The 26494-nt window shown below is 73.3% G+C and carries 18 protein-coding genes and 1 pseudogene; 8 read left to right on the top strand and 11 right to left on the bottom strand.

Annotation, left to right across the window (positions count from 1 at the left end; translation table 11 throughout):
- Positions 1 to 11: 11 nt before the first annotated feature.
- The 8 genes from ACH4DX_RS22990 to rsmI form a co-directional block, all read right to left on the bottom strand.
- Complete coding sequence (locus ACH4DX_RS22990; protein ID WP_398156482.1) at positions 12 to 1883, bottom strand: PQQ-binding-like beta-propeller repeat protein; 1872 nt, start codon at positions 1881 to 1883, stop codon at positions 12 to 14.
- A 146-nt stretch (positions 1884 to 2029) separates the two neighbouring features.
- The gene (locus tag ACH4DX_RS22985) at positions 2030 to 3838 is read right to left on the bottom strand and encodes an ABC-F family ATP-binding cassette domain-containing protein (RefSeq protein ID WP_398156481.1); all 1809 of its coding nucleotides are present in this window, start codon (positions 3836 to 3838) and stop codon (positions 2030 to 2032) included.
- Positions 3839 to 3936: 98 nt separating this feature from the next.
- Positions 3937 to 4848 carry a 4-(cytidine 5'-diphospho)-2-C-methyl-D-erythritol kinase gene (locus tag ACH4DX_RS22980; RefSeq protein WP_398156480.1) on the bottom strand — a complete coding sequence of 304 codons (912 nt, stop codon included), beginning with the start codon at positions 4846 to 4848 and terminating at the stop codon, positions 3937 to 3939.
- Positions 4845 to 5825 (bottom strand): 16S rRNA (adenine(1518)-N(6)/adenine(1519)-N(6))-dimethyltransferase RsmA, encoded by a 981-nt coding sequence (rsmA, locus tag ACH4DX_RS22975; protein WP_398156479.1) that lies wholly within the window; start codon positions 5823 to 5825, stop codon positions 4845 to 4847. Before rsmA ends, ACH4DX_RS22980 begins: the two co-directional genes overlap by 4 nt.
- Before the next feature lie 321 nt (positions 5826 to 6146).
- Positions 6147 to 7640 (bottom strand): ubiquitin-like domain-containing protein, encoded by a 1494-nt coding sequence (locus ACH4DX_RS22970; protein ID WP_398156478.1) that lies wholly within the window; start codon positions 7638 to 7640, stop codon positions 6147 to 6149.
- A gap of 155 nt (positions 7641 to 7795) precedes the next feature.
- Positions 7796 to 8665, bottom strand: a complete 870-nt coding sequence (locus ACH4DX_RS22965; RefSeq protein WP_398122768.1) for a TatD family hydrolase — start codon at positions 8663 to 8665, stop codon at positions 7796 to 7798.
- 74 nt (positions 8666 to 8739) lie between these two features.
- Positions 8740 to 9168, bottom strand: a complete 429-nt coding sequence (locus tag ACH4DX_RS22960) for a hypothetical protein (RefSeq protein WP_398156477.1) — start codon at positions 9166 to 9168, stop codon at positions 8740 to 8742.
- Between the two features lie 280 nt (positions 9169 to 9448).
- Entirely contained in the window at positions 9449 to 10327 is an 879-nt protein-coding gene (rsmI, locus tag ACH4DX_RS22955) for a 16S rRNA (cytidine(1402)-2'-O)-methyltransferase (RefSeq protein WP_398156476.1), read from the bottom strand.
- Between the two features lie 86 nt (positions 10328 to 10413).
- Between rsmI and ACH4DX_RS22950 the strand changes: the two genes are divergently transcribed.
- The 5 genes and pseudogenes from ACH4DX_RS22950 to ACH4DX_RS22930 all read left to right on the top strand — a co-directional run bounded on the left by ACH4DX_RS22950 (position 10414) and on the right by ACH4DX_RS22930 (position 17063).
- Positions 10414 to 12153, top strand: coding sequence for a dolichyl-phosphate-mannose--protein mannosyltransferase (locus tag ACH4DX_RS22950; protein WP_398156475.1), 1740 nt, complete (start codon positions 10414 to 10416; stop codon positions 12151 to 12153).
- 132 nt (positions 12154 to 12285) lie between these two features.
- A complete protein-coding gene (locus ACH4DX_RS22945; protein ID WP_398156474.1) occupies positions 12286 to 13920 on the top strand; it encodes a penicillin-binding transpeptidase domain-containing protein in 1635 nt (544 codons plus the stop codon).
- A gap of 130 nt (positions 13921 to 14050) precedes the next feature.
- Positions 14051 to 15760: a penicillin-binding transpeptidase domain-containing protein gene (locus ACH4DX_RS22940; RefSeq protein WP_398156473.1), complete on the top strand. Its 1710-nt coding sequence runs from the start codon at positions 14051 to 14053 to the stop codon at positions 15758 to 15760.
- A 282-nt stretch (positions 15761 to 16042) separates the two neighbouring features.
- The gene (locus ACH4DX_RS22935) at positions 16043 to 16216 is read left to right on the top strand and encodes a hypothetical protein (RefSeq protein ID WP_398156472.1); all 174 of its coding nucleotides are present in this window, start codon (positions 16043 to 16045) and stop codon (positions 16214 to 16216) included.
- Positions 16213 to 17063 (top strand): annotated as a pseudogene (locus ACH4DX_RS22930) (EamA family transporter). Before ACH4DX_RS22935 ends, ACH4DX_RS22930 begins: the two are co-directional and overlap by 4 nt.
- 124 nt (positions 17064 to 17187) lie before the next feature.
- Here ACH4DX_RS22930 and ACH4DX_RS22925 read toward each other — a convergent pair.
- Positions 17188 to 18450 carry a serine hydrolase domain-containing protein gene (locus ACH4DX_RS22925; protein WP_398156471.1) on the bottom strand — a complete coding sequence of 421 codons (1263 nt, stop codon included), beginning with the start codon at positions 18448 to 18450 and terminating at the stop codon, positions 17188 to 17190.
- 413 nt (positions 18451 to 18863) lie between these two features.
- Between ACH4DX_RS22925 and ACH4DX_RS22920 the strand changes: the two genes are divergently transcribed.
- Positions 18864 to 19244, top strand: coding sequence for an SsgA family sporulation/cell division regulator (locus ACH4DX_RS22920; RefSeq protein ID WP_398122759.1), 381 nt, complete (start codon positions 18864 to 18866; stop codon positions 19242 to 19244).
- Between the two features lie 61 nt (positions 19245 to 19305).
- Here the strand turns inward: ACH4DX_RS22920 and ACH4DX_RS22915 are convergent, their stop codons facing one another.
- Together ACH4DX_RS22915 and ACH4DX_RS22910 are read right to left on the bottom strand one after the other, a co-directional pair.
- The gene (locus ACH4DX_RS22915; protein WP_398156470.1) at positions 19306 to 21633 is read right to left on the bottom strand and encodes an MMPL family transporter; all 2328 of its coding nucleotides are present in this window, start codon (positions 21631 to 21633) and stop codon (positions 19306 to 19308) included.
- A 164-nt stretch (positions 21634 to 21797) separates the two neighbouring features.
- Positions 21798 to 22403 (bottom strand): TetR/AcrR family transcriptional regulator, encoded by a 606-nt coding sequence (locus tag ACH4DX_RS22910; protein ID WP_398122757.1) that lies wholly within the window; start codon positions 22401 to 22403, stop codon positions 21798 to 21800.
- A 144-nt stretch (positions 22404 to 22547) separates the two neighbouring features.
- Between ACH4DX_RS22910 and ACH4DX_RS22905 the strand changes: the two genes are divergently transcribed.
- Both ACH4DX_RS22905 and ACH4DX_RS22900 read left to right on the top strand, forming a co-directional pair.
- Positions 22548 to 26048, top strand: a complete 3501-nt coding sequence (locus ACH4DX_RS22905; protein ID WP_398156469.1) for a S41 family peptidase — start codon at positions 22548 to 22550, stop codon at positions 26046 to 26048.
- A gap of 80 nt (positions 26049 to 26128) precedes the next feature.
- Positions 26129 to 26323: a hypothetical protein gene (locus tag ACH4DX_RS22900; RefSeq protein ID WP_398156468.1), complete on the top strand. Its 195-nt coding sequence runs from the start codon at positions 26129 to 26131 to the stop codon at positions 26321 to 26323.
- Positions 26324 to 26494: the final 171 nt, after the last annotated feature.

The raw sequence follows: 26494 nt of genomic DNA, 5'->3' as shown, positions 1-26494 counted from the left end.
GGTGGGCGGGGTCACTTGCCGTAGGCCAGCATCAGCTTCTCGCGGCCCTGCGCGGTGCCGGAGAGCCGGGTGGTGGAGAGATAGAAGCGGCCGTCCACATAGTCGGTCGCCCTGGAGAAGAAACCGTTCTCGATCTTCGACGTTCCCGCCGGGTGCTTCAGGAGGGTCTTCGGCGTGTGCGAGCCGCTGGTCCCGAGGGACACCACCCGGCCGCCGGAGTCGTACGAAGGCTCGACGTACGCCACCAGGTCGCCGCCCTGGATCTTCATCGGCAGCATCGAGGTGTCCTGCGGGGACTTCTCCCGCCAGGCCGCCTTGCCGCTGTCCAGGCTGATCGCCACGATCTCGTTGGCGCCGGTGGTCTTCTTCGTCGGCAGGTAGAGGTACTTGTCGTCGGCCGCCACACCGGCGCAGTCCTGGAGGTCACGGCCGAGGCCGCCCCAGCCGCACTCGGGCGCGAAGTCGTCGTCGACCTGGACCTCGGAGCGGGTGGCCGAGCTGCCCGGCTTCAGCGTGGTGATGTTCCACTGCTTCTTGTCCTCGTTGGTGGCGTAGAGCACCGTGGGACTCGTGGAGTAGACGTGCTCCAGGCGCCAGCCCTTGGGGAACTTCTTCGTCCACTTGGTGGCGCCGCTCTCCGGGTCGAGCTCCACGATCTCGTCGTGCTCGGTGGGCGTGCTCGCCCCGCACGACAGCGCCATCAGCATCCGGTCCCCGCCGGTGAACCCGGCGGGGAAGCAGGTGCCCTCGTCCTTCTTGCGCGCGACGAACTTCTCGTGGCCCCCGCTGACGCTGTACGCGGTGCCGGACTGGGAGCGGCCGACCATCAGGGTGTCACCGGTGATGGACAGTTCGAGGCCGAGCGTGGAGTCGAAGAGACCTTCCTCCTTGATCTTCTTCTTCCAGCCCTTCTCGCCCGTCTTCAGGTCCACGATCTGCATCTGGTCGCACTCGGCGCCGCTCTTGATGCCGTTCTTGTACGCGACGGCGATCTTGCCGTCGTCGCTGTACTGCGGCGAGGCCGCGCAGATCTCCTGCGGGAACTCGATCGCGGACCAGGCGGGCTTGCCGGAGTCGACGTGGTAGGCGAGGAGTTCCTTGTACGCGGCCTTGACCGCGATGCCGTCCTTGACCCACATGCCGGGGGCGTCGGCGCCCTTGCCGGGGGCCTTGGGCGCCTCCTTGTACCAGAGGACCTCGGCCTCGTCGGCCTGGCGGCCCTCGTTGAGGTCCTCCTTGCCCGCGTAGCCGTCGCCGCTGCCGTCACCGGGGTCGGCCGGGGCGGACGCGGAGGTCTTCGGGCCCTTCTTCTTGCTCTCGGACTTCTTGTCGTCACCGCCGCCGACGACCGCGTAGACGGCACCGCCCGCGACGAGCAGCGCGGCCACGGCCGCGCCGATGATCACCGCGGTCCTGCCCTTGAAGGGGCCCTTGCCACCGCCGGGCGGGACGCCGGGTCCGCCGGGACCGCCGGGGCCGGGGTATCCGTACCCGGGCTGGGGGCCGTAGGGGCCCGCCTGGCCGGGCTGCGTCGGCTGGCCGTACGGGCCCGGCTGCGCGGGCTGGGCGTAGGGGCCGGGCTGCTGGGCGTAGGGGCCGGGCGCGGCGGGCTGCTTGGTGTAGGGGCCCGGCTGCTGGGCGTAGGGACCCGGCTGTGCGGGCTGGCCGTAGGGGCCGGGCTGCTGCGGGTAGCCGTAGGGGCCTGCCTGGCCGGGCTGTTGCGGGGGGTAGCCGTATCCGGGTGCCGGGGCTCCGGCCTGCGGCGGTCCGCCCGCGGGCGGCGTCGGCGGCTGCGCCGGCTGCCCGCTCCCGTCTCCACCCTGCCGTGGATCCTGTGGAGCTCCGAAGCCGCCGTGCGGCGGCTGGTTGGGCGGCTGAGTCATCAGCGCTTCCCCCTTCACTGATTTTTCGGCACGCCAAGTGGTGCTCAGGCCGACCTTTCTATCACTCTTATCCGGCCATGTTCGGGGCCGGTCCCGCCCCTGTTCCCAAGGGAGGACCGGCCTGTAATGCGTCTGTTACGGGATACTCACGCGTCCTCCGCGAGTTCCAGCCAACGCATTTCCAACTCTTCGCGCTCGGCGACGAGTTCGCGCAGCCCCGCGTCCAATTTCGCCACCTTTTCAAAGTCTGTGGCGTTATCGGCGATCTGTGCGTGGAGCGCGGTCTCCTTCTCGGAGATCTTGTCCAGCTGCCGTTCGATCTTCTGCAATTCCTTCTTCGCCGCGCGGGCGTCCGCCGCGGACACCGCCTTCGCTCCGGCCGGTGCGGCGGCGGCGGGCGCGGCGGGGACGGCGGCCTCCGTCATCCGGCGCCTGCGCTCCAGGTACTCGTCGATGCCGCGCGGCAGCATCCGCATCGTCGCGTCGCCCATGAGCGCGAGCACCCGGTCGGTGGTGCGCTCGACGAAGAACCGGTCGTGGGAGATGACGACCATGGATCCGGGCCAGCCGTCGAGGACGTCCTCGAGCTGCGTCAGGGTCTCGATGTCGAGGTCGTTGGTGGGCTCGTCGAGGAAGAGGACGTTCGGCTCGTCCATGAGCAGGCGCAGGAGTTGCAGCCGCCGCCGCTCACCGCCGGACAGGTCCCCGACCGGCGTCCACTGCTTCTCCTTGCCGAACCCGAACGTCTCGCACAGCTGCCCTGCGGTCATCTCCCGGCCCTTGCCGAGGTCGACGCGCTCGCGCACCTGCTGCACGGCTTCCAGGACCCGCAGCGCCGGGTCGAGCTCGGCGACCTCCTGCGAGAGGTAGGCGAGCTTGACCGTCTTGCCGACGGCGATCCGGCCCGCCGCGGGCTGCCGCTCCCCGTCGCTGCGGGCGGCGTCCGCCATGGCGCGCAGCAGGGAGGTCTTGCCCGCGCCGTTCACGCCGACCAGGCCGACGCGGTCGCCGGGGCCGAGCTGCCAGGTCAGGTGCTTCAGGAGCAGCTTGGGCCCGGCCTGGACGCTCACGTCCTCCAGGTCGAAGACCGTCCTGCCGAGCCGGGTGGTGGCGAACTTCATCAGCTCGCTGGTGTCCCGGGGCGGCGGCACGTCCTGGATCAGGGCGTTGGCGGCCTCCACGCGGAAGCGGGGCTTGGAGGTGCGGGCGGGGGCGCCGCGGCGCAGCCACGCCAGTTCCTTGCGGACCAGGTTCTGCCGCTTGGTCTCCTCGGTGGCGGCGATCCGCTCGCGTTCGGCGCGCGCGAAGACGTAGTCGGAGTACCCGCCCTCGTACTCGTAGACCGAGCCCTTCTGCACGTCCCACATCCGCGTGCACACCTGGTCGAGGAACCACCGGTCGTGGGTGACGCAGACGAGGGCCGAGCGGCGCTCGCGCAGGTGCCGTGCCAGCCACGAGATGCCCTCGACGTCCAGGTGGTTGGTCGGCTCGTCGAGCACGATCAGGTCCTGCTCGGCGATCAGCAGCTTCGCGAGGGCGATGCGGCGCCGCTCGCCGCCGGACAGCGGGCCGATGACGGTGTCGAGGCCCTGCTCGAAGCCGGGCAGGTCGAGGCCGCCGAACAGTCCGGTGAGCACGTCCCTGATCTTGGCGTTGCCCGCCCACTCGTGGTCGGCGAGGTCACCGATGACCTCGTGCCGCACGGTGGCTTCCGGGTCGAGGGAGTCGTGCTGTGTGAGGACCTCCAGGCGCAGGCCGCCGCTGTGCGTGACGCGTCCGGTGTCGGCCTCCTCCAGCTTGGCGAGCATGCGGATGAGGGTCGTCTTCCCGTCACCGTTGCGCCCGACCACGCCGATCCTGTCCCCCTCGGACACACCGAGCGAGACACCGTCGAGCAGCGCGCGGGTGCCGTACACCTTGCTGACTGCCTCGACATTGACGAGGTTGACGGCCATTTCTCTCCTGACGACGGAATGCGATCGATCGTCCAGCGTAGTCGGGCCCGCGGGCGCGGTGCGGCGGGCGTCCGCCGCGGGTGTGCGCGCTGCTCGCCCTAGGCGCGCGCGCCGGTCACCGTGGCACCGGGGGCGGGGGACTCGGCGACGCGGGCGGTGCGGCAGGTGCCGGAGGCGCGCAGGGTCTCGGCCACGTGTGCGGCGGACTCGGCGTCCTTGGTGAGGAAGGCGGTCGTGGGTCCCGAGCCGGAGACGACGGCCGCGAGGGCGCCCGCCGCCGTGCCGGCGCTCAGGGTGTCGGCGAGGGAGGGGAAGAGGGACAGCGCGGCGGGCTGGAGGTCGTTGCCGAGGGTGGCCGCGAGGGCGGTGGCGTCGCCGGTGCGCAGGGCCGCGAGCAGGGGCTCGGAGGCCTCCGGGGCGGGGGCCCTCGGGGTCAGGCGGTCGAACTCGCGGTAGACGGCCGGGGTGGAGAGGCCGCCGTCGGCCACGGCGAAGACCCAGTGGAAGGTGCCCCCGACACTCAGCTCCGTCAGCTGCTCGCCCCGGCCGGTGCCGAGTGCCGCGCCGCCGACCAGGCTGAACGGCACGTCGCTGCCCAGCTCCGCGCAGATGCCGAGGAGTTCCCCGCGGGTGGCGCCGGTGCCCCAGAGCGCGTCGCAGGCGAGGAGGGCACCCGCGGCGTCCGCGCTGCCGCCCGCCATGCCGCCCGCCACGGGGATGTCCTTGGCGATGTGCAGGTGCACGTCGGCACTGCGGCCGTACCGGGCGGCGAGTGCCTCCGCGGCGCGTGCCGCCAGGTTCGTGCGGTCGAGGGGGACCTGGTCGGCGCCGGGTCCCGCGCAGGTGATCCGCAGCTCGGCCGCCGGGGTCGCGGTGACCTCGTCGTACAGGCTGACGGCCAGGAAGACGTTGGCCAGGTCGTGGAACCCGTCGGCCCTGGCCGCACCGACGGCGAGCTGGACGTTGACCTTGGCGGGAACGCGTACGGTGACGCTGCGCGGGCCGGTCACTTGGCGGATTCCTCGGTGTCGGCGGCGGGCTGCCGGCTCTGGGCGGTGGCGGGCTGCTCGCTCTCGGCGGTGGCGGGCTGCCCGTTCTCGGCGGCGGGCTGCTTGTTCTCCGTGGCGGTCGGCTGCTTGTTCTCCGCGATGCGCGCGAACTCCTCCACCGTCAGGGCCTCGCCCCGGGCCTGGGGTGAGACGCCCGCCGCGACCAGGGCCGCCTCGGCCGCCGCGGCGGAGCCCGCCCAGCCCGCGAGGGCGGCCCGCAGCGTCTTCCTGCGCTGCGCGAACGCCGCGTCGACGACGGCGAACACCTCCCGCCGCGACGCGGTGGTCCTCGGGGGCTCGGCACGGCGCACCAGCGACACCAGGCCCGAGTCGACGTTCGGGGCCGGCCAGAAGACGTTGCGTCCGATGGCGCCCGCCCGCTTGACCTCCGCGTACCAGTTCGCCTTCACCGACGGGACGCCGTACACCTTCGAACCGGGGGCCGCCGCGAGCCGGTCGGCGACCTCCGCCTGCACCATCACCAGCGTGCGCTCGATGGTGGGGAAGGCGGCCAGCATGTGCAGCAGGACCGGTACGGCGACGTTGTACGGGAGGTTGGCGACCAGGGCCGTCGGGGCGGGGCCCGGGAGCTCCGTCACGAGCATCGCGTCGCTGTGGACCAGGTCGAAGGCGGCCTTCCTGGCGGGCAGGCGGGCCTCGACGGTCGCCGGGAGCGCCCCCGCGAGTACGTCGTCGATCTCCACGGCGGTGACGTGGGCGGCGGTCTCCAGGAGGGCCAGGGTCAGCGAGCCGAGGCCCGGGCCGACCTCGACGACGACGTCGTCCGGGCCGACTTCCGCGGTGCGGACGATGCGGCGGACGGTGTTCGCGTCGATGACGAAGTTCTGGCCGCGCTGCTTGGTCGGGCGTACGCCGAGGGTTGCGGCTAGGTCGCGGATGTCGGCGGGGCCGAGGAGGGGGCCGTACTCGGTGGTCACCGCCCCAGGGTAGCCCTGGGTGCGCCGCACTCCTTCCCCCCGCCGGTGGTCGCCCCCCACACCTGGGGCTGCGCCCCTCTCCCCCCTGTCGGCCCTCCGGGCCTCGTCCTCAAACGCCGGACGGGCTGGAATGCGCCGCCCGAGCATCGGACGAGTCCCGGACCGACGGACGCCGGACGGCCGGTGTGGCACCGGAAGCGCGGAGTGGCCGCGCGCCCGGGTGGGCGGTCGCGGGGCTTCCGGCCGGAAACGTGCTCCGCCGGGTGAACGGGCGGGCGGGTGGGAGAAAAAAGGAAGGGGAAACGCGCACCCCTGGGGGCGTCAGAGGCGGCGGCCGCAGTGGGGCCAAGGGCTCGCCCCCCGCTGGACGTACAGCTTCTTCGCGCGGAGGGTCTGTTCGGCGGCGGGGGCGTCCTGGGGGCGTCCGGAGCCGCCGAGGGCACGCCACGTACGCGTGTCGAACTGGTAGAGGCCGCCGTAGGTGCCGGAGGCGTCCACGGCCCTTGGGCGGCCACCGGACTCGCACGCGGCGAGGGCACCCCAGTTCAGGCCCTCGGCACCGGGCACCGCGGGGGGCCTGACCTTCGTGCCGACCCGCACGATCCGCGGCTGCGGCTCCCGCACCACCTCGCTCGTGAGCCGCTTCGGCCGCCCCCGCACGCCGTTGACGACGCGTACCGAGTACGTGATGCGCCGCGCCCCTTCCCGCCCGGCCTGCGTCACCTCCTCCGTGCCACGTGGCAGCGAGGCGTCCCTGGACCTGTGCACCACGTACGGGATGGGCTCCTCGCGCACCTCCTGGTGGCCGGAGATGCGCATGACGGTGACGGTCTGCCCGTCGCGCGGGAAGGCGGCCGCGGGCACGGAGGTGGTGTCGGAGCCGCGCAGGGTCACCCCGGACTCCTCGACGACCTCCCCGACCGTCGCCGCGTTCGTCCTGATGGTGCGCGACCGCCCGTCCGCCATGACCGTGACCGTGCGTTCGGTGCGGACGTCGAGGTCGAGGCCGTCGCGGGCGATGCGCTTGCCGCGCGAGGCCGACAGATAGGCGCCCTCGGCCCGCACCCCGAGCTGCCGGAGCGCGCCGTCCACCGTGCGCGCGGTCGTCCACACGTTGCGGCGCTGCCCGTCCAGGGTGAGCTGGACGGGGCGCCCGTAGCGGACGGCGATCTCGTCGCCGCTGGTCAGGGCGGTCACCGTGGCGGGGGCGACGATGTCGTGCGCGCCGACGTCCACGCCCTCGTCGGCGAGGAGTTCACCGACGTCGTCGGCGAAGGTGTGCAGGGTGCGGGACTGGCCGTCGACGCTGAGCTGGACGGCCTTGTCGTTGGCGACGAAGGCGGAGGTGCCACCGGCCAGGAAGGCCACGACGAGTGCCTGCGGTACGAGGCGGCGCAGCCCTTCGGGCCGCTCCCCGCCCCGTCTGCGCCGCCCGGCCCGCCGGGCCCGCGCCTCGGCGCGCCCCCCGCCGCGCCGTGGCTGCGGCGGCGACGCCCCGGACGGCGCGCCGGGCGGGGTCCCGCCGCCCGGGTCGGGCGTGAACGCCCCGGGCGGGAACGCGTCCGGCGTGAACACCCGGGTCGGCAGCTCGTCCGCCGCGAACGCCCGGGTCGGCGTCGGGCCGCCCGCGGATCCCCCGGTCCTGCCGTGCCGCTCGGCGCCGCCGAACGCGTCGGCGGTGAACACCTGCGTCGCGTCCGCGGCACCCGCGGTGTCGTACCCGTACGCGGTCCTGTACGGGTCGTGACCGGCGCCCGCGGCACCGTACGGGTCGTACCGCGGCTGCTCATACCTCTCGTACTGCGGTTCGCTCACGACGCTCCAGCTGACAAGTGACCACTGACGAGCCAAGTGCGGGTCGGCTTGCAGAACCTAGCGGAGGCGTCGTCACTCTCCAAAGCAGCGTGGCTACGCAGTGTCGCCGTTCTGACCCAAGCTGTCAGGTCAGTTACGGCTTCAGTCGTTATCGATCAGTAAGCAAAGGCGCGGGCGGTGTTCGCGGAGATCGCCGCGGCCATGGCGTCCTCGTCGATGCCCCGGACCTCGGCCATCGCGCGCAGCGTGACCGGAATGAGATAGGGGGCGTTGGGCCGTCCGCGGTACGGGGCGGGGGTCAGGAAGGGCGCGTCGGTCTCGACGAGGACCAGTTCCAGCGGGGCGACGGCGAGCGCGGCCCGCAGCGGCGCCGCGTTCTTGAAGGTGACGTTGCCCGCGAAGGACATGAAGTAGCCCGCTTCCGCGCAGACTTGGGCCATCGCGGCGTCGCCGGAGTAGCAGTGGAAGACGGTGCGCTCGGGCGCGCCCTCCTCCTTCAGGACGCGCAGCACGTCCTCGTGGGCCTCCCGGTCGTGGATGACCAGGGCCTTGCCGTGCCGCTTGGCCATCTCGACGTGCGCGCGGAAGGAGCGCTCCTGGGCGGCCTTGCCCTCGGGTCCGGTGCGGAAGTAGTCGAGTCCGGTCTCGCCGACGCCCTTGACGTGGGGCAGCGCGGCCAGGGCGTCGATCTCGGCGAGCGCCTCGTCGAGGGCGGCGTCGCCCCCCGCGGGGCGCGCGCCCTGCCGTGACCAGCCGTCGGGGTCGCCGTGCACGATCCGCGGTGCCTCGTTGGGGTGCAGGGCGACGGCCGCGTGCACGGCGGGGTGCGCGGCCGCGGTCGCGGCGGCCCAGCGCGATCCCGCGACGTCGCAGCCGACCTGGACGACGGTGGTCACACCCACCGCGGCGGCCCGCGCGAGGGCCTCGTCGACGGTGCCCGACTGCATGTCGAGGTGGGTGTGGGAGTCGGCGACCGGCACCCGCAGCGGTGCGGGTGCCGGGGGCGGCGTGGTGTCGGCAGGCATGCCCCGATCCTACGAAGGGGCCGGTGTTCCCCGCAGCGGCCGGGTGCTCCGCAGCGCCCGGGGTGCCCCGTCGCTCAGCCCGCCCGGCGGAAGGGGTGCAGCAGGTCGGACAGGTGCCAGTGGTGGGCGGGTCGGGGGGAGCCGCCGTCCGGTGCGGCCGCGGTGGCCGCGACGGCGCCCGATGTGGTGCCCGCGGTCCCTGTGGCCGCCGGGCGCCGGTGCAGGGCCTCCAGCGCCGAGCGCGCCGAGGACACCTGGCCCGCGCGCATGATCCGTACGACGTGTCCGCCGCAGTTCAGGCAGGTGGGCCGGGTCAGCGGCGACGGCACGCGGAGGCCGTGCGCCAGATAGGTCACGAACTCCTCGCCCTTGGCGTCGGTGTGGTGCTCTATGTCGTACGACTCCTCCCAGCCGTGCCCGCACCGCATGCAGGCGAAGGCATAGGACTCGTGGGCGACGCCGAGCGCCGTACCGCGGTGACCGGTGTCCGCTGTCTCACTCATGCCAGCTCCTCTTGTCCGCAGGACAAGCACCGTCGGCCGGGGTCTTTCCTGCCCCGGGGCGGCGGCGTGGGACGGGTGCGTCCCCGCACCCAGTGGACGCCTCCGCCGGAGCGGGTGCAGCAGACCTGTCGACTGTTGGATCCGATTTGGCATTTCCATGGAAAAGCGGCCTGGTGAGCGGCCCGTCCTTTGCCTTTTACGATAGTCCTTTGCTTATTGATGGGCGCGCGAAGCATTCGCGCGCCGGTGCCTCGGCCCGTGCGCCGGACCGTGCGCCGCGTCAGGCCCCGCGCTCGGCGTTCTTCGCCGCCACCACCGCGTCGAAGACCGCGCGCTTGGGCAGCCCCACCTCGGCCGCCACCGCCGCGATGGCCTCCTTGCGGCGCTCCCCGGCCTCCTCGCGCACCCGCACCCTGCGCACCAGTTCGTCGGGCCCGATGTCGTCGGGGCTCTTCTCCGGGGCGCCCTCGACCACCACGGTGATCTCGCCGCGCACGCCGTCGGCCGCCCACTCGGCGAGCTCCGCAAGCGGGCCCCTGCGGACCTCCTCGTAGGTCTTGGTCAGCTCCCTGCACACCGCGGCCCTGCGGCCGGAGCCGAACGCCTCCGCCATCGCGGCGAGCGTGTCGTCCAGGCGGTGCGGGGCCTCGAAGTACACGAGCGTGCGCCGCTCGTCGGCCACCTCGCGCAGCCGCGACAGACGCTCGCCCGCCTTGCGCGGCAGGAACCCCTCGAAGCAGAAGCGGTCCACGGGCAGGCCCGACAGGGCCAGGGCGGTGAGCACCGCGGAGGGCCCCGGCACGGCGGTGACCTTGATGTCGCCCTCGACGGCTGCCGCCACCAGGCGGTAGCCGGGGTCGGACACCGACGGCATGCCCGCGTCCGTCACCAGGAGCACCCGGGCCCCGCGGGCGAGCGCCTCGACGAGCTCGGGCGTGCGCGCCGACTCGTTGCCCTCGAAGTACGACACGACCCGGCCGCCCACCTGGACGCCGAGCGCCTGCGTGAGACGGCGCAGCCTGCGCGTGTCCTCGGCGGCGATCACATCGGCGCCCGCCAGTTCGGCGGCGAGCCGCGGCGGGGCGTCCGCGACGTCGCCGATGGGCGTGCCCGCGAGGACGAGGACGCCCGGGGCGCCGGCGGCCGGGGACGTGCTCACGACTGAATCTGCGCTTCCTGTCACGGATCCATCCTCGCAGGGGCCGGGCGCGGGACTGTCACAGCCCGGTTCCCTACGATGGCGCGGTGACCAGTACCGCGTCTTCCCCGGACACCCGCGAGGGCCAGGCGGCCGAGGGGCCGCCACCGTCGTGGCAGCACCGGCTGCGCCGCTTCGGCTACGCGGCACGGCCAGGAGAGGACGTGCGGACACGCCTGGTCCCGCCCTACGCCGAGCCGGGCAGCCGGATCTGGGCGGCGCTCGGGGTGCCGCGGGACGCGTCCCGGTGGCTGGTGCGGTGGTCGGGCTGGCTCGGGCCGCTGGGTGTCGCGCTGGTGGCGGGGCTGCTGCGGTTCTGGAACCTCGGCAGCCCGAAGGCGGTGATATTCGACGAGACGTACTACGCCAAGGACGCCTGGGCGCTCATCCACAAGGGCTACGAGCTGAGCTGGCCCGACAAGGTCAACGACGCGGTCGTCGAGCAGGGCGGCGGGATCGCGCTGCCCACGGATCCGGCGTACGTGGTGCACCCGCCGGTCGGCAAGTACGTGATCGGCGTCGGGGAGTGGCTGTTCGGCTTCGACCCGTTCGGCTGGCGGTTCATGACGGCCGTGCTCGGCACGCTGTCGGTCCTGATGCTGTGCCGGATCGGGCGGCGGCTCTTCCGCTCCACGTTCCTCGGCTGTCTCGCGGGCGCCCTGCTCACGGTGGACGGCCTGCACTTCGTGATGAGCCGCACCGCGCTCCTCGACCAGGTCCTGATGTTCTTCGTGCTCGCGGCGTTCGGCTGCCTCCTCGTCGACCGGGACCGGGCGCGGGCGCGACTCGCGGCGGCGCTGCCGGTGGACGAGGACGGGAGCACCCGCCCGGACGCGTACGTGGCGCAGACGCTGCGCCTCGGCCCGCGGCCCTGGCGGTGGGCGGCCGGGGTCTGTCTCGGCCTGGCGTTCGCCACGAAGTGGAACGGCCTGTACATCATGGTCTTCTTCTGTCTGATGACCGTGTTGTGGGACGCGGGCGCGCGCCGCGTCGCCGGGGCGGACCGGCCGTACACGGCGGCCCTGCGGCGGGACGTGCTGCCCGCGTTCGTGACGACGGTGCCGGTCGCGTTCGGCACCTATCTGCTGTCCTGGCTCGGCTGGATCCTCTCGCCGAGCGACGGCAGCGGCGGCTACTACCGCGACTGGGCGGCGGGGGCGGGCAAGCACACCGACTGGCCCTGGCTGCCGGACTGGCTGCGCAGCCTGTGGCACTACGAGAACAAGGTCTACGACTTCCACGTGGGCCTGTCGTCGCCGCACACCTACCAGTCCAACCCGTGGAGCTGGATCGTCGACGGCCGCCCCGTCTCGTACTTCTACGAGTCGCCGATGCCCGGCAGGGACGGCTGCCCCGCCGACACCAAGGAGAAGTGCGCGCGCGAGGTCCTCGCGCTCGGCACGCCCCTGCTGTGGTGGGCGGCCGCGGCGGCACTCCTGTACGTCCTGTGGCGGTGGGTCTTCCGCAGGGACTGGCGGGCCGGCGCCATCGTGTGCGGTATCGCGGCGGGCTATCTGCCGTGGTTCATGTACCAGGAACGCACGATCTTCTACTTCTACGCCGTGGTCTTCGTGCCGTTCCTGTGCCTGGGGCTCGCGATGCTGCTCGGCGCCGTCCTCGGACCGCCGGGCTCCTCGGAGCGGCGCCGGGTGGTGGGCGCCGCGGCCGCGGGCGTCCTGGTCCTGCTGATCTTCTGGAATTTCATCTACTTCTGGCCGATCTATACCGGGCAGGCGATCCCGATCGATTCCTGGCGCTCCAGGATGTGGCTCGACACCTGGGTCTGAATTCGCCACCTGGATCCGAATACGACATTCCTGGGACCGAATACGACATGACTGCGACTGGATACGACGCTTCGGACCCCTGCTTCCCATCCGCCCCATAAAGTCGGGGCTTTCCTGGGGAGGGAGCGCTCGATGCGCAGGGGAGCGAAGGCGGCTCTGGTCGGCGGAGTGTTCGCCGTCATGGTGGGGGGCGCCGGGTACGGCGCGTACACCGTGGTGAACGTGCTGGGCGAGGACGGCGGCCCGTCCGCGTCGGGGGCCGGCGCGCACCCGACGGGGCCGCCGTCGCGCGCCGAGGTCCGCGAGACGGCGACGAGGTTCCTCACGGCCTGGGCGAAGGGCGACGCGGCCGGCGCGGCGGCGGCGACCGACAACGCCGCGGCGGCCGCCCCCGCCCTGACCGGTTACCGCGAGGACGCCTCCATCCGCGAGGTGCGGCTGACGGCGGGCCGGATCAGTGGGACGCGGGTGCCGTTCACGGTCCGCGCCACGGTGACGTACGAGGGAAGCAGCAAGCCGCTGCGGTACGAGTCGGCCCTGAGCGTCGTACGCGGGATCCGTACCGGACGGGCCCTCGTCGACTGGCGGCCGAGCGTGCTGCACCCGTGGCTGCGGCGCGGGGACACCCTGGAGACCGGCGAGGCCGCGACGCCGCCGATCCGGGCCGTGGACCGCCACGGGACGGTCCTGACCGCCGCGAAGTACCCGTCGCTCGCGCCGGTCGTCGACCAGCTGCGGGCGAACTACGGCGAGCGGGTGGGCGGCAGGCCGGGGATCGAGCTGTACGTCCGGCGTGCCGGTCAGGACGCGGGCACCAGGACGCTGCTCACGCTGGTGAAGGGGCGCCCCGGCAGGCTGCCGACGACCCTGGACGCGTCGGCGCAGCGGGCCGCGGAGCGGGCGGCGGCCCGGTACGCCGAGTCCTCGGTGGTCGCGGTCAGACCGAGCACGGGCGAGGTGCTCGCGGTCGCCAACCACCGTGCGGACGGCTTCAACGCGGCCTTCGAGGGCAAGCTCGCGCCCGGCTCGACGATGAAGATCGTGACGGCGGCGATGCTCATCGACAACGGCGTCGCCGAGGCGTCGGGGCCCGCGCCGTGCCCGCGGGACGCGACCTGGCAGAGCCAGACGTTCCACAATCTGCGGGGCATGGCGCCGCGCGCGGACGCCACCCTCGCGGACAGCTTCGCGCGGTCCTGCAACACCGCGTTCGTGAAGCTGGTCGACGAGGAGCCGCTCACCGACGCCTCATTGGCCGATGAGGCGCGGGAGCGCTTCGGGCTCGGCCGCGACGACTGGCGCACCGGCATCGCGTCGGCGGACGGTTCGGTGCCCGCGTCCACCGGGCCCGACCGCGCCGCCAACGCGATCGGGCAGGGCCAGGTGCAACTGAACCCGCTGAACCTGGCGTCGGTGACGGCGACGGCGCGGACGGGCTCCTTCCGTCAGCCCGTCCTCGTACCGAAGTCCCTCATCGACGGCGCACCGGCCACCGCCCGCGGCCTGTCCGCGGGCACGGCGGCCCAGCTGCGGCAGATGATGCGGCGGACCGCGGTGTCGGGGACCGGCGCGCGGGCGATGGCGGGGCTCGGCGGTGACATCGGTGCCAAGACCGGGTCGGCCGAGGTCGACGGGCAGGCGAGGCCCAACAGCTGGTTCGCCGGCTACCGCGGGGACGTGGCGGCGGCCGCGATGGCGCAGGAGGGCGGGCACGGCGGGGACACCGCAGGGCCGATCGTGGCGGCCGTACTGCGCGCGGGCGGGTGAGGTCCGCGCGCCGGGGGTACACGGACGCCCGGGCGGGCGGGTGCCGTGGTCGGTGGGCGGCGTGCGTGCCGCTAGGTTGGGCTTCCGGTGAGTGAGGTGCGGCGGGGGCGAAGGGAACAGCGGAGGGCCTGTGGGCAAGAGAAGACGCGCCACCGAGCGTGAGAAGAAGGTGCGCCCGGTGGTGCTCGGCGGCGCGGCGGTGGCGATCGTGTGCGGGGTGGGGGTCGCCGCGTACGCCGTGGTCGGGGACGGCGGGAACGGCCGCGGGGGCGACGAGAAGTCGGTGGCGACGGGACCGCCGTCGGCCGCCGAGGTGCGCACCACCGCACGGGCGTTCCTCGCCGCGTGGGAGAAGGGCGACGCGGCCTCGGCCGCGGCCCTCACCGACGACCGGAAGGCGGCGCTGACCGCGCTCACCGCCTACCGCGAGGAGGCCCGGATCGCGAAGGTCCGGCTGACGCCCGTCGAGCGGGCCGCGCCCAAGGGCACGAAAGTGCCGTTCAAGGCCGCGGCCACGGTCTCGTACGGAGGAAAGAAGAAGCCGTACGCGTACGAGACCGCCCTGACCGTGGTCCGCAGGGTGGCCGACGGCCGGGCGCTCGTGTCCTGGCAGCCGACGGTGCTGCACCCCGAACTGCGGCCCGGCGACCGCCTGGTGACCGGCGCGGCGGGCGTCCCGCCGATCAGGGCCGTGGACCGGAGCGGGTCCCCGCTGACCGCCGCGAAGTACCCCTCGCTCGGCACCGTCCTCGACGGCCTGCGGGAGAAGTTCGGCAAGAAGGCGGGCGGCAGGGCGGGCGTGGAGCTGCGGGTGGTGCGCGCCGAACCGGAGCGGGACGGGGACGGCAAGGACTCCTCGGCGAAGAAGAAGGACGACGCCAAGGACACGCCCGACAAGACGCTGCTCGACCTCGCCCCCGGCACCCCGGGCACGCTGGAGACGACGATCAGCGCGCGCGTCCAGGCGGCGGCGGAGAAGGAGACGGCGAAGCGCAAGCAGGCCTCGGTCGTGGTGGTCAAGCCGTCCACCGGCGAGGTTCTGGCCGTCGCCAACTCCAATCCGGGCGGCTTCAACACGGCCATGCAGGGCTCCCTCGCGCCGGGCTCGACCATGAAGGTCATCACGGCGACGATGCTCCTGGAGAAGGACCTGGCGAGCGTCGACAAGAAGCACCCCTGTCCGAAGTACGAGACGTACGGCGGCTGGAAGTTCCAGAACGACAACAAGTTCAAGATCAAGGGCGGCACGTTCCGGGCGAGTTTCGCGCGGTCCTGCAACACGGCCTTCATCACGCAGGCCAAGAAGCTGAAGAACGACGACCTGACGCGGCAGGCCCAGGACGTGTTCGGCCTCGGCCGCGACAACTGGTCCGTCGGCGTCCCCACGTTCGACGGCGCCGTGCCCGTGCAGTCGCACGCGCAGATGGCGGCCTCGCTGATCGGTCAGGGCGGGGTGCGGATGAACCCGCTGAACATGGCGTCGGTCGCCGCCACCGTCGCCTCCGGCACCTTCCGCCAGCCCTACCTGGTACCGCCGGACCTGGACGACCGCGAACTCGCCACCGCCCCGCGCAAGATGTCCGCGAGGACCGTCTCCGACCTGCGTGACCTGATGCACTTCACCGGCGTGTCCGGGACCGCGGCCAAGCCCATGCGGGGACTCGGCTCCGACTCCGGCGCGAAGACCGGCTCCGCGGAGGTCGACGGCCAGAAGAAGCCCAACGGCTGGTTCACCGCGTACCGCGGCGACATGGCCGCGGCGGCCGTGGTGCAGGCGGCCGGACACGGCGGGGAGACGGCGGGCCCGGTGGTGCGGGCGATGCTGCTCGCTGGGCGCTAGCCGTGATCCGGCTTGGGCGCTGAGCCGTGCCCCCGGCCTGGGTGCTGAGCCGTGCCCTGGCAGGGGGCGCTGGGCCATGCTCCGGTCGGGGGCGCTGAGCTGAGCGCTCCGGCCGGGGCGCGCGATGGCGGTTTGCGCATGGCGGTCGTGCCACGGCCCGGTCACGCCACGGCCTCGTCCCGCCATGGCGGTCCGCGCCACGGCGCCGCCCGCGTCACAGCCCGGCCCGCGCACACGGCAGCCACTCGCGTGTCATACACACGTACCGCTAGCGTGCGGCGCATGAGCACTACGGACAAGGAACCGGGCGCCGCCTGCGCCCACCCCCGTCCCGTCGGGGCCCCGCGCGACCCGGGCCCCGGCGGACCCCCCGGCCGGATACGCCGCCGCTTCCCCGAAGGGGCCCGCCCCGCCACCCCGGCCGACGTACGCGAGGCCGTCGGACCCGCGCGGTGACCCCGCTGGTCGCGGCGGCCGTCCTGCTCGCCGCCGTCACCCACGCCAGCTGGAACGCGATCGCCCACCACATCACCGACAAGCTCGTCGGCTTCACCCTCATCGCCGGCGGCGGCACCCTCATCGGCTTCGCCATGGCGCCCTTCGCGCCGTTCCCCGCGGCCGCCGCGTGGCCCTACCTGCTGCTGTCCGCCGTCCTGCACGTCGCCTACATGGCGCTGCTCATGCGGTCCTTCCGGCTCGGCGACTTCGGGCAGGCCTATCCCATCGCCCGCGGCAGCGCCCCCCTCGTGGTGACCGTGCTCGCCGCCGTGTTCGCGGGTGAGGTGCCCGGGGGTGGCAGGCCGCCGGTGTCGCCGTCTGCTCGGCCGGGCTCACCGGGCTCGCCCTGTGGGGCATCCGGGGCACCGGGAGGCGGCCGGACTGGGCGGCGATCGGTGCCGCGCTCGCCACCGGCGTCGCCATCGCCTCCTACACCGTCGTGGACGGCCTCGGCGTCCGCGCCTCCGGCAGCTCCCTCGGCTACATCGCCTGGCTGATGATCCTGGAGGGCATCGCCGTACCCGCGTACGCCGCCTGGCGCTGGCGCGGGGGGCTGGGCGCCCGCCTGCGGCCGTTCGCCGCCGTCGGCCTCTTCGGGGCGGCGCTGTCCGTCGCCGCGTACGGCCTCGTCCTGTGGGCCCAGACCCGGGCCGACCTCGCCCCCATCTCCGCCCTCCGCGAGTCCTCGATCATCGTGGGGGCGGGGATAGGGGCCGTCTTCTTCAAGGAGCGCTTCGGGTGGTCGCGGATCGTGGCGGCGGGGGTGATGGTGGCGGGCATCGGGTTGATGCTGCACGCGGGGTAGGGCCTGGAACTCCGCCGCACCGGCGGGAGTTGTTGAGCCCGTCCGGCGATCGAGGACGAGGCCGCAGGCCGACAACGGGGTCTGGGGCAGAGCCCCAGGATCGGAGAAGGGGCGGGACCGGGGGCTACGCAGCCGCGGCCCGCACCGCCCGCACAAGCCCCTGCGCCCGCACATCCGCGGTGACCCCCTTGCTCATCCCGTTGGTGACGTAGCCGAAGCCGATCCCGGACTCCGGATCGGCGAAGGCAAGCACCCCGCCCCGGCCGGGATGCCCGAAGGACCCGGGCCCGAGCAGCGGCGATGAGGGACCGTGGAGCATGTAGCCGAGACCGAGCCGGGTCGGCACGACGAGGACGCGGTCGGGACCGGCGGACGCCTCGGCCCTGGCGAGGGCGACGGTGTCAGGGGAGAGGAGGCGCATCCCGTCGACGGGGCCGACCAGCGCGGCGTAGAACCGGGCGAGGGCCCCCGCGGTGGCGATGCCGTTGGACGCGGGCAGGACGGCCGCGTGGTAGGCGGCGGAGTTCTCGTCGGGGAACGGCTCGACCACCCCGAAGGCCCGCCGGGTGAGGGAGCCGGGGTCACGGTAGGCGGCGGAGACCTCGGGCCTCGGCCGCGCCCTGAGCCCCGCGGCGGCCGGCGGATCGAGTCGCCCGAGCGACCCCACGCGGCCGGAGCGCGCACGGGGAAGCCCGATCCACAGGTCGAGGCCGAGCGGCCCGGCGATCTCGTCGGCGACCACGTCCCGGATCGAGCGGTCCGTGACGCGCCGCACCAGCTCCCCGGTCAGCCAGCCGTAGGTGTGCGCGTGGTAGCCGTGCTCGGTGCCCGGCTCCCAGAAGGGGGCCTGGGCGGCGACCGCGGCGGCGGCCGTCTCGGCGTCCAGGGCCTGCGCGGGCGTCAAGGGCACATCGAGGGCGGGCACCCCGGCCCGGTGCGCGAGGACGTGCCGTACGAGGACCCGGTCCTTGCCGCGCGCCTTGAACTCCGGCCAGTACGTGCCGACGGGGGCGTCCAGGTCCAGTTCGCCGCGCTGGTGCAGCAGGAGCAGGACGGCGGCGGCGACGCCCTTGGTGGCCGAGCGCACGACCTGCGCGGTGCCGCGCTCCCAGGGCTCCGGGGGCTCCGGGGGCTCCGGGGGCTCCGGGAACTCCCCGGGATCGGTGCCGGGGCTGGAGGCGGTGCCGTGGCCGTTGTCGTCCGCCGCACCGTCGAAGTGCTTCGCGCCGCCCCACAGATCCACCACCGGCCGCCCGTCGCGGTAGACCACGACCGCGGCCCCGCGCTCCCCCGCCGCCCCGAAGTTGCGCACGAAGGCGTCCCTGACCGGCTCGAACCCGTCGGCCACGGTGCCGTGCACCCCGACCGCCTCCACGTCAGTGTTCATGTACGGGACAACGTGCTCGCCGCACCGATGATTCCGTCGTCACTTCCGGGGCGCCGTCTTCGGATCGAAGCCGAACGGCAGTTCAAGGCGCTGGCGGCACATCAGGATCGCATGACGAGGACCGTCGCGACGGCGACGGCCCCGGCGGCGGAAACGGGCGCATTGATGCAGCCGTCGGGGACATGCATGCGCGTGCTCCTGGAAAGGCGCATGTCATAAGCGTGGGGAGGCACTCACGACGCGAGCGGATCGCCCCGAGCGGGTCGACATCGATTGCGCGCCCCCACGGCGCACCGGGCGCCCCCGACCCCGGCCCCGACCCCGACCCATGCGCGAGTGACATTTACGTACATATGGGACATTAGGGAGTAGCCGCAAGGCGTGGGCCGGAACGACGACGAGGAGTAAGCCGCATGTCCGCAGTCGAGCAGTACACCCGGGCCCACCTGGTCACCGACTCCCCCGACGAACACGTCGTCGTTCCCGTCGCGCTGCGGTACGACCCGGAGGCCGACCCGCAGGCGGTACGGGTCGGCCTCCCGGGCAACCAGGGAAGTCACTGGGCGGGGCTGCCCGGCGGAGCCGAGTGGGTCGTGGCCCGCGACCTCCTGGAGCGGGGCCTGAGGACCCCGGCGCGCGGCGGTGACGTGACCGTCTGGCCGTGCGGTCGGGTGCAGGCGGTCCTCGAGTTCCACTCGGCGGCGGGAGTGGCGGTCATGCAGTTCGACTCCTCAGCCCTGATCCGCTTCCTGCGCCGTACGCGCACGGCCGCCACCGCGCCCGTCGGCCACTGACCGGGGAGCGGGCCCGGGTCGGTGGCCGGCGGGCGCGGGGCGGGCAGGCGGCCCCGCAGCGTCAGACGTTCACCAGCTCGCGCCGCCCCTCGGGACCGCCCCGGCCCGCGGCGTCGCGCAGCCCCTCGCCCTCGACGTCCACGTTCGGCAGCGCGCGGTCCAGCCACTTCGGCAGCCACCAGGCCCTGCGGCCGAACAGCGCGAGCACCGCGGGCACCAGCGCCATGCGCACGATGAACGCGTCGAAGAAGACCGCGATCGCGAGCCCGAAGCCGATCATCTTGACCATCTGCTCGCTGGATCCGATGAACCCGGCGAACACCGCGATCATGATGACCGCCGCCGCGGAGACGACCCGAGCGCCGTGCTTGAAGCCGGTGACGATCGCCTCCTGCGGGCTCTCGCCGTGTACGTACGCCTCCCGCATGCGGGTCACGAGGAACACCTCGTAGTCCATCGCGAGGCCGAAGACCACACCGACCATGAAGATCGGCATCATGCTCATGATCGGACCGGTCTGCTCGACGCCGAAGAGCGAGCCGAGCCAGCCCCACTGGAAGACCGCGACCACGGCACCGAGCGCGGCGAGCACCGAGAGCAGGAAGCCGAGCGCCGCCTTGAGCGGGACGAGGACCGAGCGGAAGACGACGATCAACAGGAGGAAGGCGAGCCCGACGACCAGCGCCAGATACGGAAGCAGGGCGTCGTTGAGCTTCTGCGAGACGTCGATGTTCATGGCCGTGGTGCCGGTGACCATGACGTCGGCGCCGCTGTCGGCCCTGACGTCCTTGGCCTCGTCGCGGATCGCGTGCACCAGGTTCTCGGTCTCGGTGCCGCTGGGCTTGGACGACGGCACCACGGTGATCATCGCGGTGTCGCCCGCCTTGTTGAACTGCGGGGGGCTCGCCGACAGGACGTCGTCCATACCGGCGATCTTCTTCTGGACCGCGGCGGCCTCGGACTTCGGGTCGTCGACGCCCTTGAGGTCGGTGACCGTCATCAGCGGGCCGTTGAAGCCGGGCCCGAAGTCGTCCGCGATCAGGTCGTAGGCCTTGCGCTGGGTCGTGGACGTGGGCTGCGCGCCGTCGTCGGGCAGGCCGAGTTCGAGCTGGCCGACCGGTACGGCGGCGGCGCCGAGGCCGATGACGCCGAGCAGCAGCACGGCGACCGGGCGGCGGACCACGAAGCGGGCCCAGCGGGTGCCCAGGTTCTCCTTGACGGGGCTCCCGGTGCCGGGGTTCCCGGTGGCGGGGTTCTGCGCGGTGCCGGGGTTCTGCGCGGTGCCGGGGTTCTGCGCGGTGCCGGGGTTCTGCGCGGTGGCGGCACCTGCGGTCTTCGCCGCCCGCTTGCGGCCGCCGAGCAGCCTGCCCTTCTCACCCGTGGGCTTGACCTTCCCGCCCGCGTAGCCGAGCAGCGCCGGGATCATGGTGAGCGCGATCAGGACCGCGATGGCGACCGTTCCGGCCGCGGCGACACCCATCTTGGTGAGCATCGGGATGTTGACGACGGCGAGGCCGACGAGGGCGATCACGACGGTCAGACCCGCGAAGACGACGGCGGACCCGGCGGTGCCGACGGCCCGCCCCGCCGCGTCCTCGCGCTCGCGGCCCTCGGCCAGTTCCGCGCGGTAGCGGGAGACGATGAAGAGCGCGTAGTCGATGCCGACGGCGAGGCCGATCATCATGGCGAGCGTCGAGGTGGTGGTGCCCAGGTCGAGCGCGTCGGCGAGCGCGGCGATCGAGGAGACACCGATGCCGACGCCGATCAGCGCGGTGAGCAGCGGAAGACCGGCCGCGACCAGCGAGCCGAAGGTGATCACGAGCACGACGGCCGCGACGGCTATGCCGATGATCTCGGTGGCCCCGGTGTGCGGCATGGCCTGGAGCGCGTCACCGCCGACCTCGACGGTCATGCCGCCGGTGCGGGCCTTGTCGGTGGTCCTCTCCAGGGCGTCGCGGCTGTCGTCGGTCAGCTCCATGGAGCTGACCTTGTACGTCACGGACGCGTACGCCGTCGTGCCGTCCTTGGAGACGGCCTTGACCTCGAACGGGTCGGCGGCCGCGGCGACCTGGTCGGAGCCGGAGCGCAGCGCGGCGACCGTCTTCTGGATGCCGGCCTTGCGGGCGGGGTCGGTGACCTTCTCGCCGTCCGGTGCCTTGAAGACGACGCGGGCGCTCGCCCCGTCGGCGCTGGCGTCGGGGGCGCGCTTCTCCAGTAGGTCGAAGGCCCGCTGTGCCTCCGTACCCGGGATGGAGAACGAGTTGGATGCCGCGGTGGGCGCGGACGCGGCGCCGACACCGGCGAGGGTGAGCAGCGCCACCCAGATCAGGGCGACGAAGTGCCGTCGCCGGAAGGCGAGTCGGCCGAGTTTGTAGAGGAACGTGGCCACGAGGGCGTACTCCCGGTCAGGTCATGGGGCGAATCAGGGCAGGTCGGGACATGCCTCGGCGAGCCGGGGCAGGCCGGTGCGGCGCGGCTCGGCCCGACGACGTGAGCGGTCGCGTCAGGGAACTGCGGTGGGGCAGGGGGATACGGAGGTTGCGGGCCGGGAGGTCAGACGCCGAGGGCGGGGAGGATCACGGCTTCGACGTACCGGCCGAGGAAGGCCTGGTCGACCGTGCGCTCCTCGACGAGTTCACGGGCGACGAAGCCGCCCAGCATCATGTGGGTGACGTATGCGAGTGCCGGGTTGTCCGCGGCGACCTCGCCGCGCTCCACCGCCCGGCGCAGCAGTGCGTTCAAACCGGTGATCTCCGGCTCGATGAGCAACTGCCGCAGCGCCTTGTGGAGTTCGGGGTTGTCGTGGATGGCATGGAACAGACCCCGCATCAGCGCGTTGTCCCGCTCCATCTGGCAGTCGTCCGTGCGGGCCACGAGCTCCAGGAAGTCACCGCGCAGCGAGCCCGTGTCGATGTCCGCGACGGACACCGGCTTGTTGTGTCTGAGGGCCCGCGCGACCAGCTCCGGCTTGCTGCCCCACTGGCGGTAGAGCGTGGCCTTGCTGGAGCGCGTGCGGGTGGCCACCGCGTCCATCGTGAGGCCGTCGTACCCGACCTCGCGGAGCAGGTCGAGAACGGCCTCGTACAGCTCGGCCTCGCGCTCGGGCGTGATCCGGCTCCGCCGTACCGGCGTCGCCACTTCGGCCACCGTCTCGGCCATGCGCCGACTCCCTTCGCGATGAGACCGCTGTCCTGCTCAGTATCGTATGCCCCGCAATAACGAAACGAAACGGTTTCGTACGTGTCCTGGAACACACCGTTCCACGAGTTGCCGCCCCCGGCGGCGCGGAAAAGCATGGGAAGGGTGACCCAGGCCTACCTCCGTTTCCCGCACGTCAGCGGCGACCACCTCTGCTTCGTGGCGGAGGACGACCTCTGGGTGGCCCCCCTGGGCGCGGAGGGCGCACCCGTACAAAGGGCGTACCGCCTCACCGCCGACCGCACCAAGCTGGGCCACCCGAGGTTCTCCCCCGACGGCCGCCACATCGCGTACACGAGCTGGCGCAGCCTCGACCCGGAGGTGCATCTGGCGCCGGTGGACGGCGGGCCCGCGCGGCGCCTGACCTACTGGGGCTCCGCCGACACCCGGGTGTGCGGCTGGACGCCGGACGGCCACATCCTCGCCGTGTCCTCGCACGGCCAGCCCTTCTCGCACTTCTGCTGGGCCTACAGCGTGCCCACCGACGGCGCGCCCGGCGGCAAGCTGCCGTGGGGTCCCGTCCACGACATCGCCGTCCTGGACGCGGACGGCCACGGCGCGGACGGCCAGGACGCGTGCGAGCGCAGGACGCTGCTCCTGACCGGCAGGCCGCCGCACGAACCGGCCGCCTGGAAGCGGTACCGCGGCGGTGCCACCGGCCGCCTGTGGCTGCACGGCGAGCGGCTGCTCGAAGACCTCGGGGGGCACCTGGACTCCCCCATGTTCGTGTCCGGGCGCATCGCGTTCCTCTCCGACCACGAGGGCGTCGGCAACCTCTACTCCTGCCGCCACGACGGCACGGACCTGCGCCGCCACACCGACCACGACGCCTGCTACGCGCGGCACGCCGCGAGCGACGGCACCCGTGTCGTCTACCAGTGCGCGGGCGAGGTCTGGCTGGTGGACGACCTGGCGGCCGACTCCGTACCGCGCCGCGTGGACATCGAGATCGGCGGTCCCCGCGCGGGCCGGCGCGTCTACCAGGTACCGGCGTCGCGCCACCTCGACGCGCTCTCCGTGGACACCACGGGCCGCGCGAGTGCCGTCGTCGTCCGCGGCAGCCTCTACTGGCTCACCCACCGCGACGGGCCCGCCCGCACCGTCGCCGACACCCCGGGGGTGCGCGTACGGCTGCCGGAGATGCTGGGCGCGGGCGGGAAGGTCGCCTACGTCACGGACGCGGAGGGCGAGGACGCCATCGAGATCGCCTGCCTGCCGCGGGCCAGCGGCGTACGGGAGACGACCAGGCTGGCGGGCGGGCGGCTCGGGCGGGTGCACGAGCTGGTGTCCGACCCGGACGGCGAGCGCCTCGCGGTCGCCTCGCACGACGGGCGGCTGCTCCTGGTCACGGTGCCGGAGGAGGTCACCGACGACCCGGGCGACGTGTCCGGCGCGCCGGGCGGTGCGCGCACCGTCGTCGTGGGCACGACGGTCACGGGCGCTCCGGTGCTCGGGCCCGCGTCCGGGGAGGGCGGGGGGACCGGCGCTTCCGGGGAGGACGGGGAAGCCGCCGCCTCCGGGGAGGTCGGCGAAGCCCCCGCTCCCGTCTGTGAGGTGACCGAACTGGTCCGTTCCGTCAACGGCCCGGTGCGCGATCTCGCGTTCTCGCCGGACGGGGCGTGGCTGACCTGGTCGCACCCGGGCATCGGCAGGTCCCTGCGGCAGATCAAGCTGGCGCGGCTCACGGGCCCCGGCGCCCCCGCGGTCATCGACGTGACGAACGGCAGGTTCGAGGACGAGAACCCGGTCTTCACCCGGGACGGCCGCTATCTCGCCTTCCTGTCCTGGCGCGGCTTCGACCCGGTGTACGACGTGCACACCGGCGACCTGTCCTTCCCCCTCGGCTGCCGCCCCTACCTCGTACCGCTGTCGTCCGCGACGCCCTCGCCCTTCGCGCTGCTGCCCGACGGGCGGCCCGCGGCGGGCGGCCTCGACCCGGCCGCCGAGGAGGGGGACGGCGGCTCCGGCGAGGGCACGGTGACGGTGGAGGCGGAGGGCCTGGCGAGCCGGGTGACGCCGTTCCCGGTGGCGGCGTCGAAGTACTCCGCGCTCTGCCCGGTGAGCGGCGGCGGCCTGGTGTGGCTGCGGTGGCCCATCTCGGGCGCGCTCGGCGAGACCTTCGCCAACCCGGCGGACATGTCGGGGCGGCCGACGCTGGAGTACTTCAACATCACCAAGGCCAAGAAGTACGAACTCGTCGACCACCTGGACTGGTTCGCCGCCAGCGGGGACGGCTCCCGGCTCGTGGTCGTGGACGAGGGCGAGCTGCGGGCCGTGCCGTCCACGGAGTCCCGCGACCTCGACACGACCGTCTGGATCGATCTGCGGCGCGTCCTGCACGAGGTCGATCCCGCCGCCGAGTGGCGGCAGTCCTTCGAGGAGGCGGGCCGCCTCATCCGGTCCTACTTCTGGGAGCCGGGGATGTGCGGCATCGACTGGGACGCGGTGCTCGCCCAGTACCGGCCGCTGGTGGACCGCGTCGCGTCGCCCGACGAGTTCGCCGACCTGCTCCGCGAGGTGCTCGGCGAACTCGGCACCTCGCACGCCTACGTCACCGCGGCCCGGCGCAACGAGGGGCCGCCGCACTACCAGCGGGCGATGGGCCTGCTCGGCGCGAACCTCGTGCACCGGGACGAGGGCTGGGTGGTGAAGCGGATCCTGCCGGGCGAGTCCTCCGACTCCAAGGCGCGCTCGCCCCTGGCCGGTGCGGGCATCCGCGAGGGCGCGGTGCTCACCCACGTCGACGGGCGCCCCGTGGACCCGGTGACCGGCCCCTACCCGCTGCTCGCCGCGGCGGGCGGCACGACGGTCGAGCTGACCTTCCGGCCCGCGGCGGGCGGCGGGCGCGCGCGCCGGGTCGCGATCGTGCCGCTGGTCGACGAGCGGCCGCTGCGGTACCAGGACTGGGTGGCCAAACGCCGGGACGTCGTCAAGGAGTTGAGCGGCGGGCGTTGCGGCTATCTACACATCCCCGACATGGGCGGCTCGGGGTGGGCGCAGTTCAACCGGGACCTGCGGCTCGCGATGTCACGGCCCGCGCTGCTCGTCGACGTACGCGGCAACGCGGGCGGCCACATCAGCGAGCTGGTGGTGGAGAAGCTGACCCGGAAGATCATCGGCTGGGACCTCACCCGGGACGCCCAGCCGGTGTCGTACGCCTCGAACGCCCCCCGCGGGCCCGTCGTCGCCCTGGCCGACGAGGCGACCTCGTCCGACGGCGACATGATCACGGCGGTGTTCAAGCTGCTCGGGCTCGGTCCCGTGGTGGGGCAGCGGACGTGGGGCGGGGTGGTCGGGATGACCGGGCGGCACCCGCTCGGGGACGGCACGGTCATCACGGTGCCGATGAACGCCGCGTGGTTCGACACCTACGGCTGGTCGGTGGAGAACCACGGCGTGGAGCCGGACCTCGCGGTGGTGCGGACTCCCCTCGACTGGGCGGAGGGGCGGCACGCGCAGCTCGCCGACGCCGTACACCTGGCCCTCGAACTCCTGGAGCGGCAGCCGGCCGCCGTACCGCCCGGCTACTCGGACGTACCCGACCGTCGGCGGCCCGCGCTGCCGCCCCGCGACACGGGTCACGAGGCCCCTCGCGACACAGAGTGACTGATCGAAATGCGGCTTTCGCACCGCTGTGTGAGTCTGGTCGAGCCCCGATCCCCTCACCCAACACGGGAGTGAACCTCATGGGCATCAAGGACCAGTTCCAGGACAAGGCCGACCAGATGCGCGACAAGGCGCAGGACTCCATGGGCAAGGCCAAGGAAAAGGCGGGCGAGCGCTCCTCCGAAGCCCGCGACCGCGCCTCCCGGTCCAAGGACGACACCGGCCGGGCCGCCCAGGAGGCCCAGGACAAGTTCAACCGGGACTACGACGCCTAGTCACTGGCACTGAGCGGCACCGCGGGATCGCGTCACCGCCTCACCGCGGCATCGCGTCACAGCGGCACCGCGGAGCGGGGGGGCGGGGGCCCCCCCCCCCCCCCGGGGGGCCCCCCCCCCCCGGCCCCCCCACCCCCCCCCCCCCCCCCCCCCCCCCCCCCCCGCGCCCCC

The organism is Streptomyces sp. NPDC017940 (assembly GCF_044328435.1).
GTDB lineage: Bacteria > Actinomycetota > Actinomycetes > Streptomycetales > Streptomycetaceae > Streptomyces.
The sequence above is the reverse complement of the archived record's forward strand: the minus strand, read 5'-3'. Positions and strand labels throughout refer to the sequence as shown.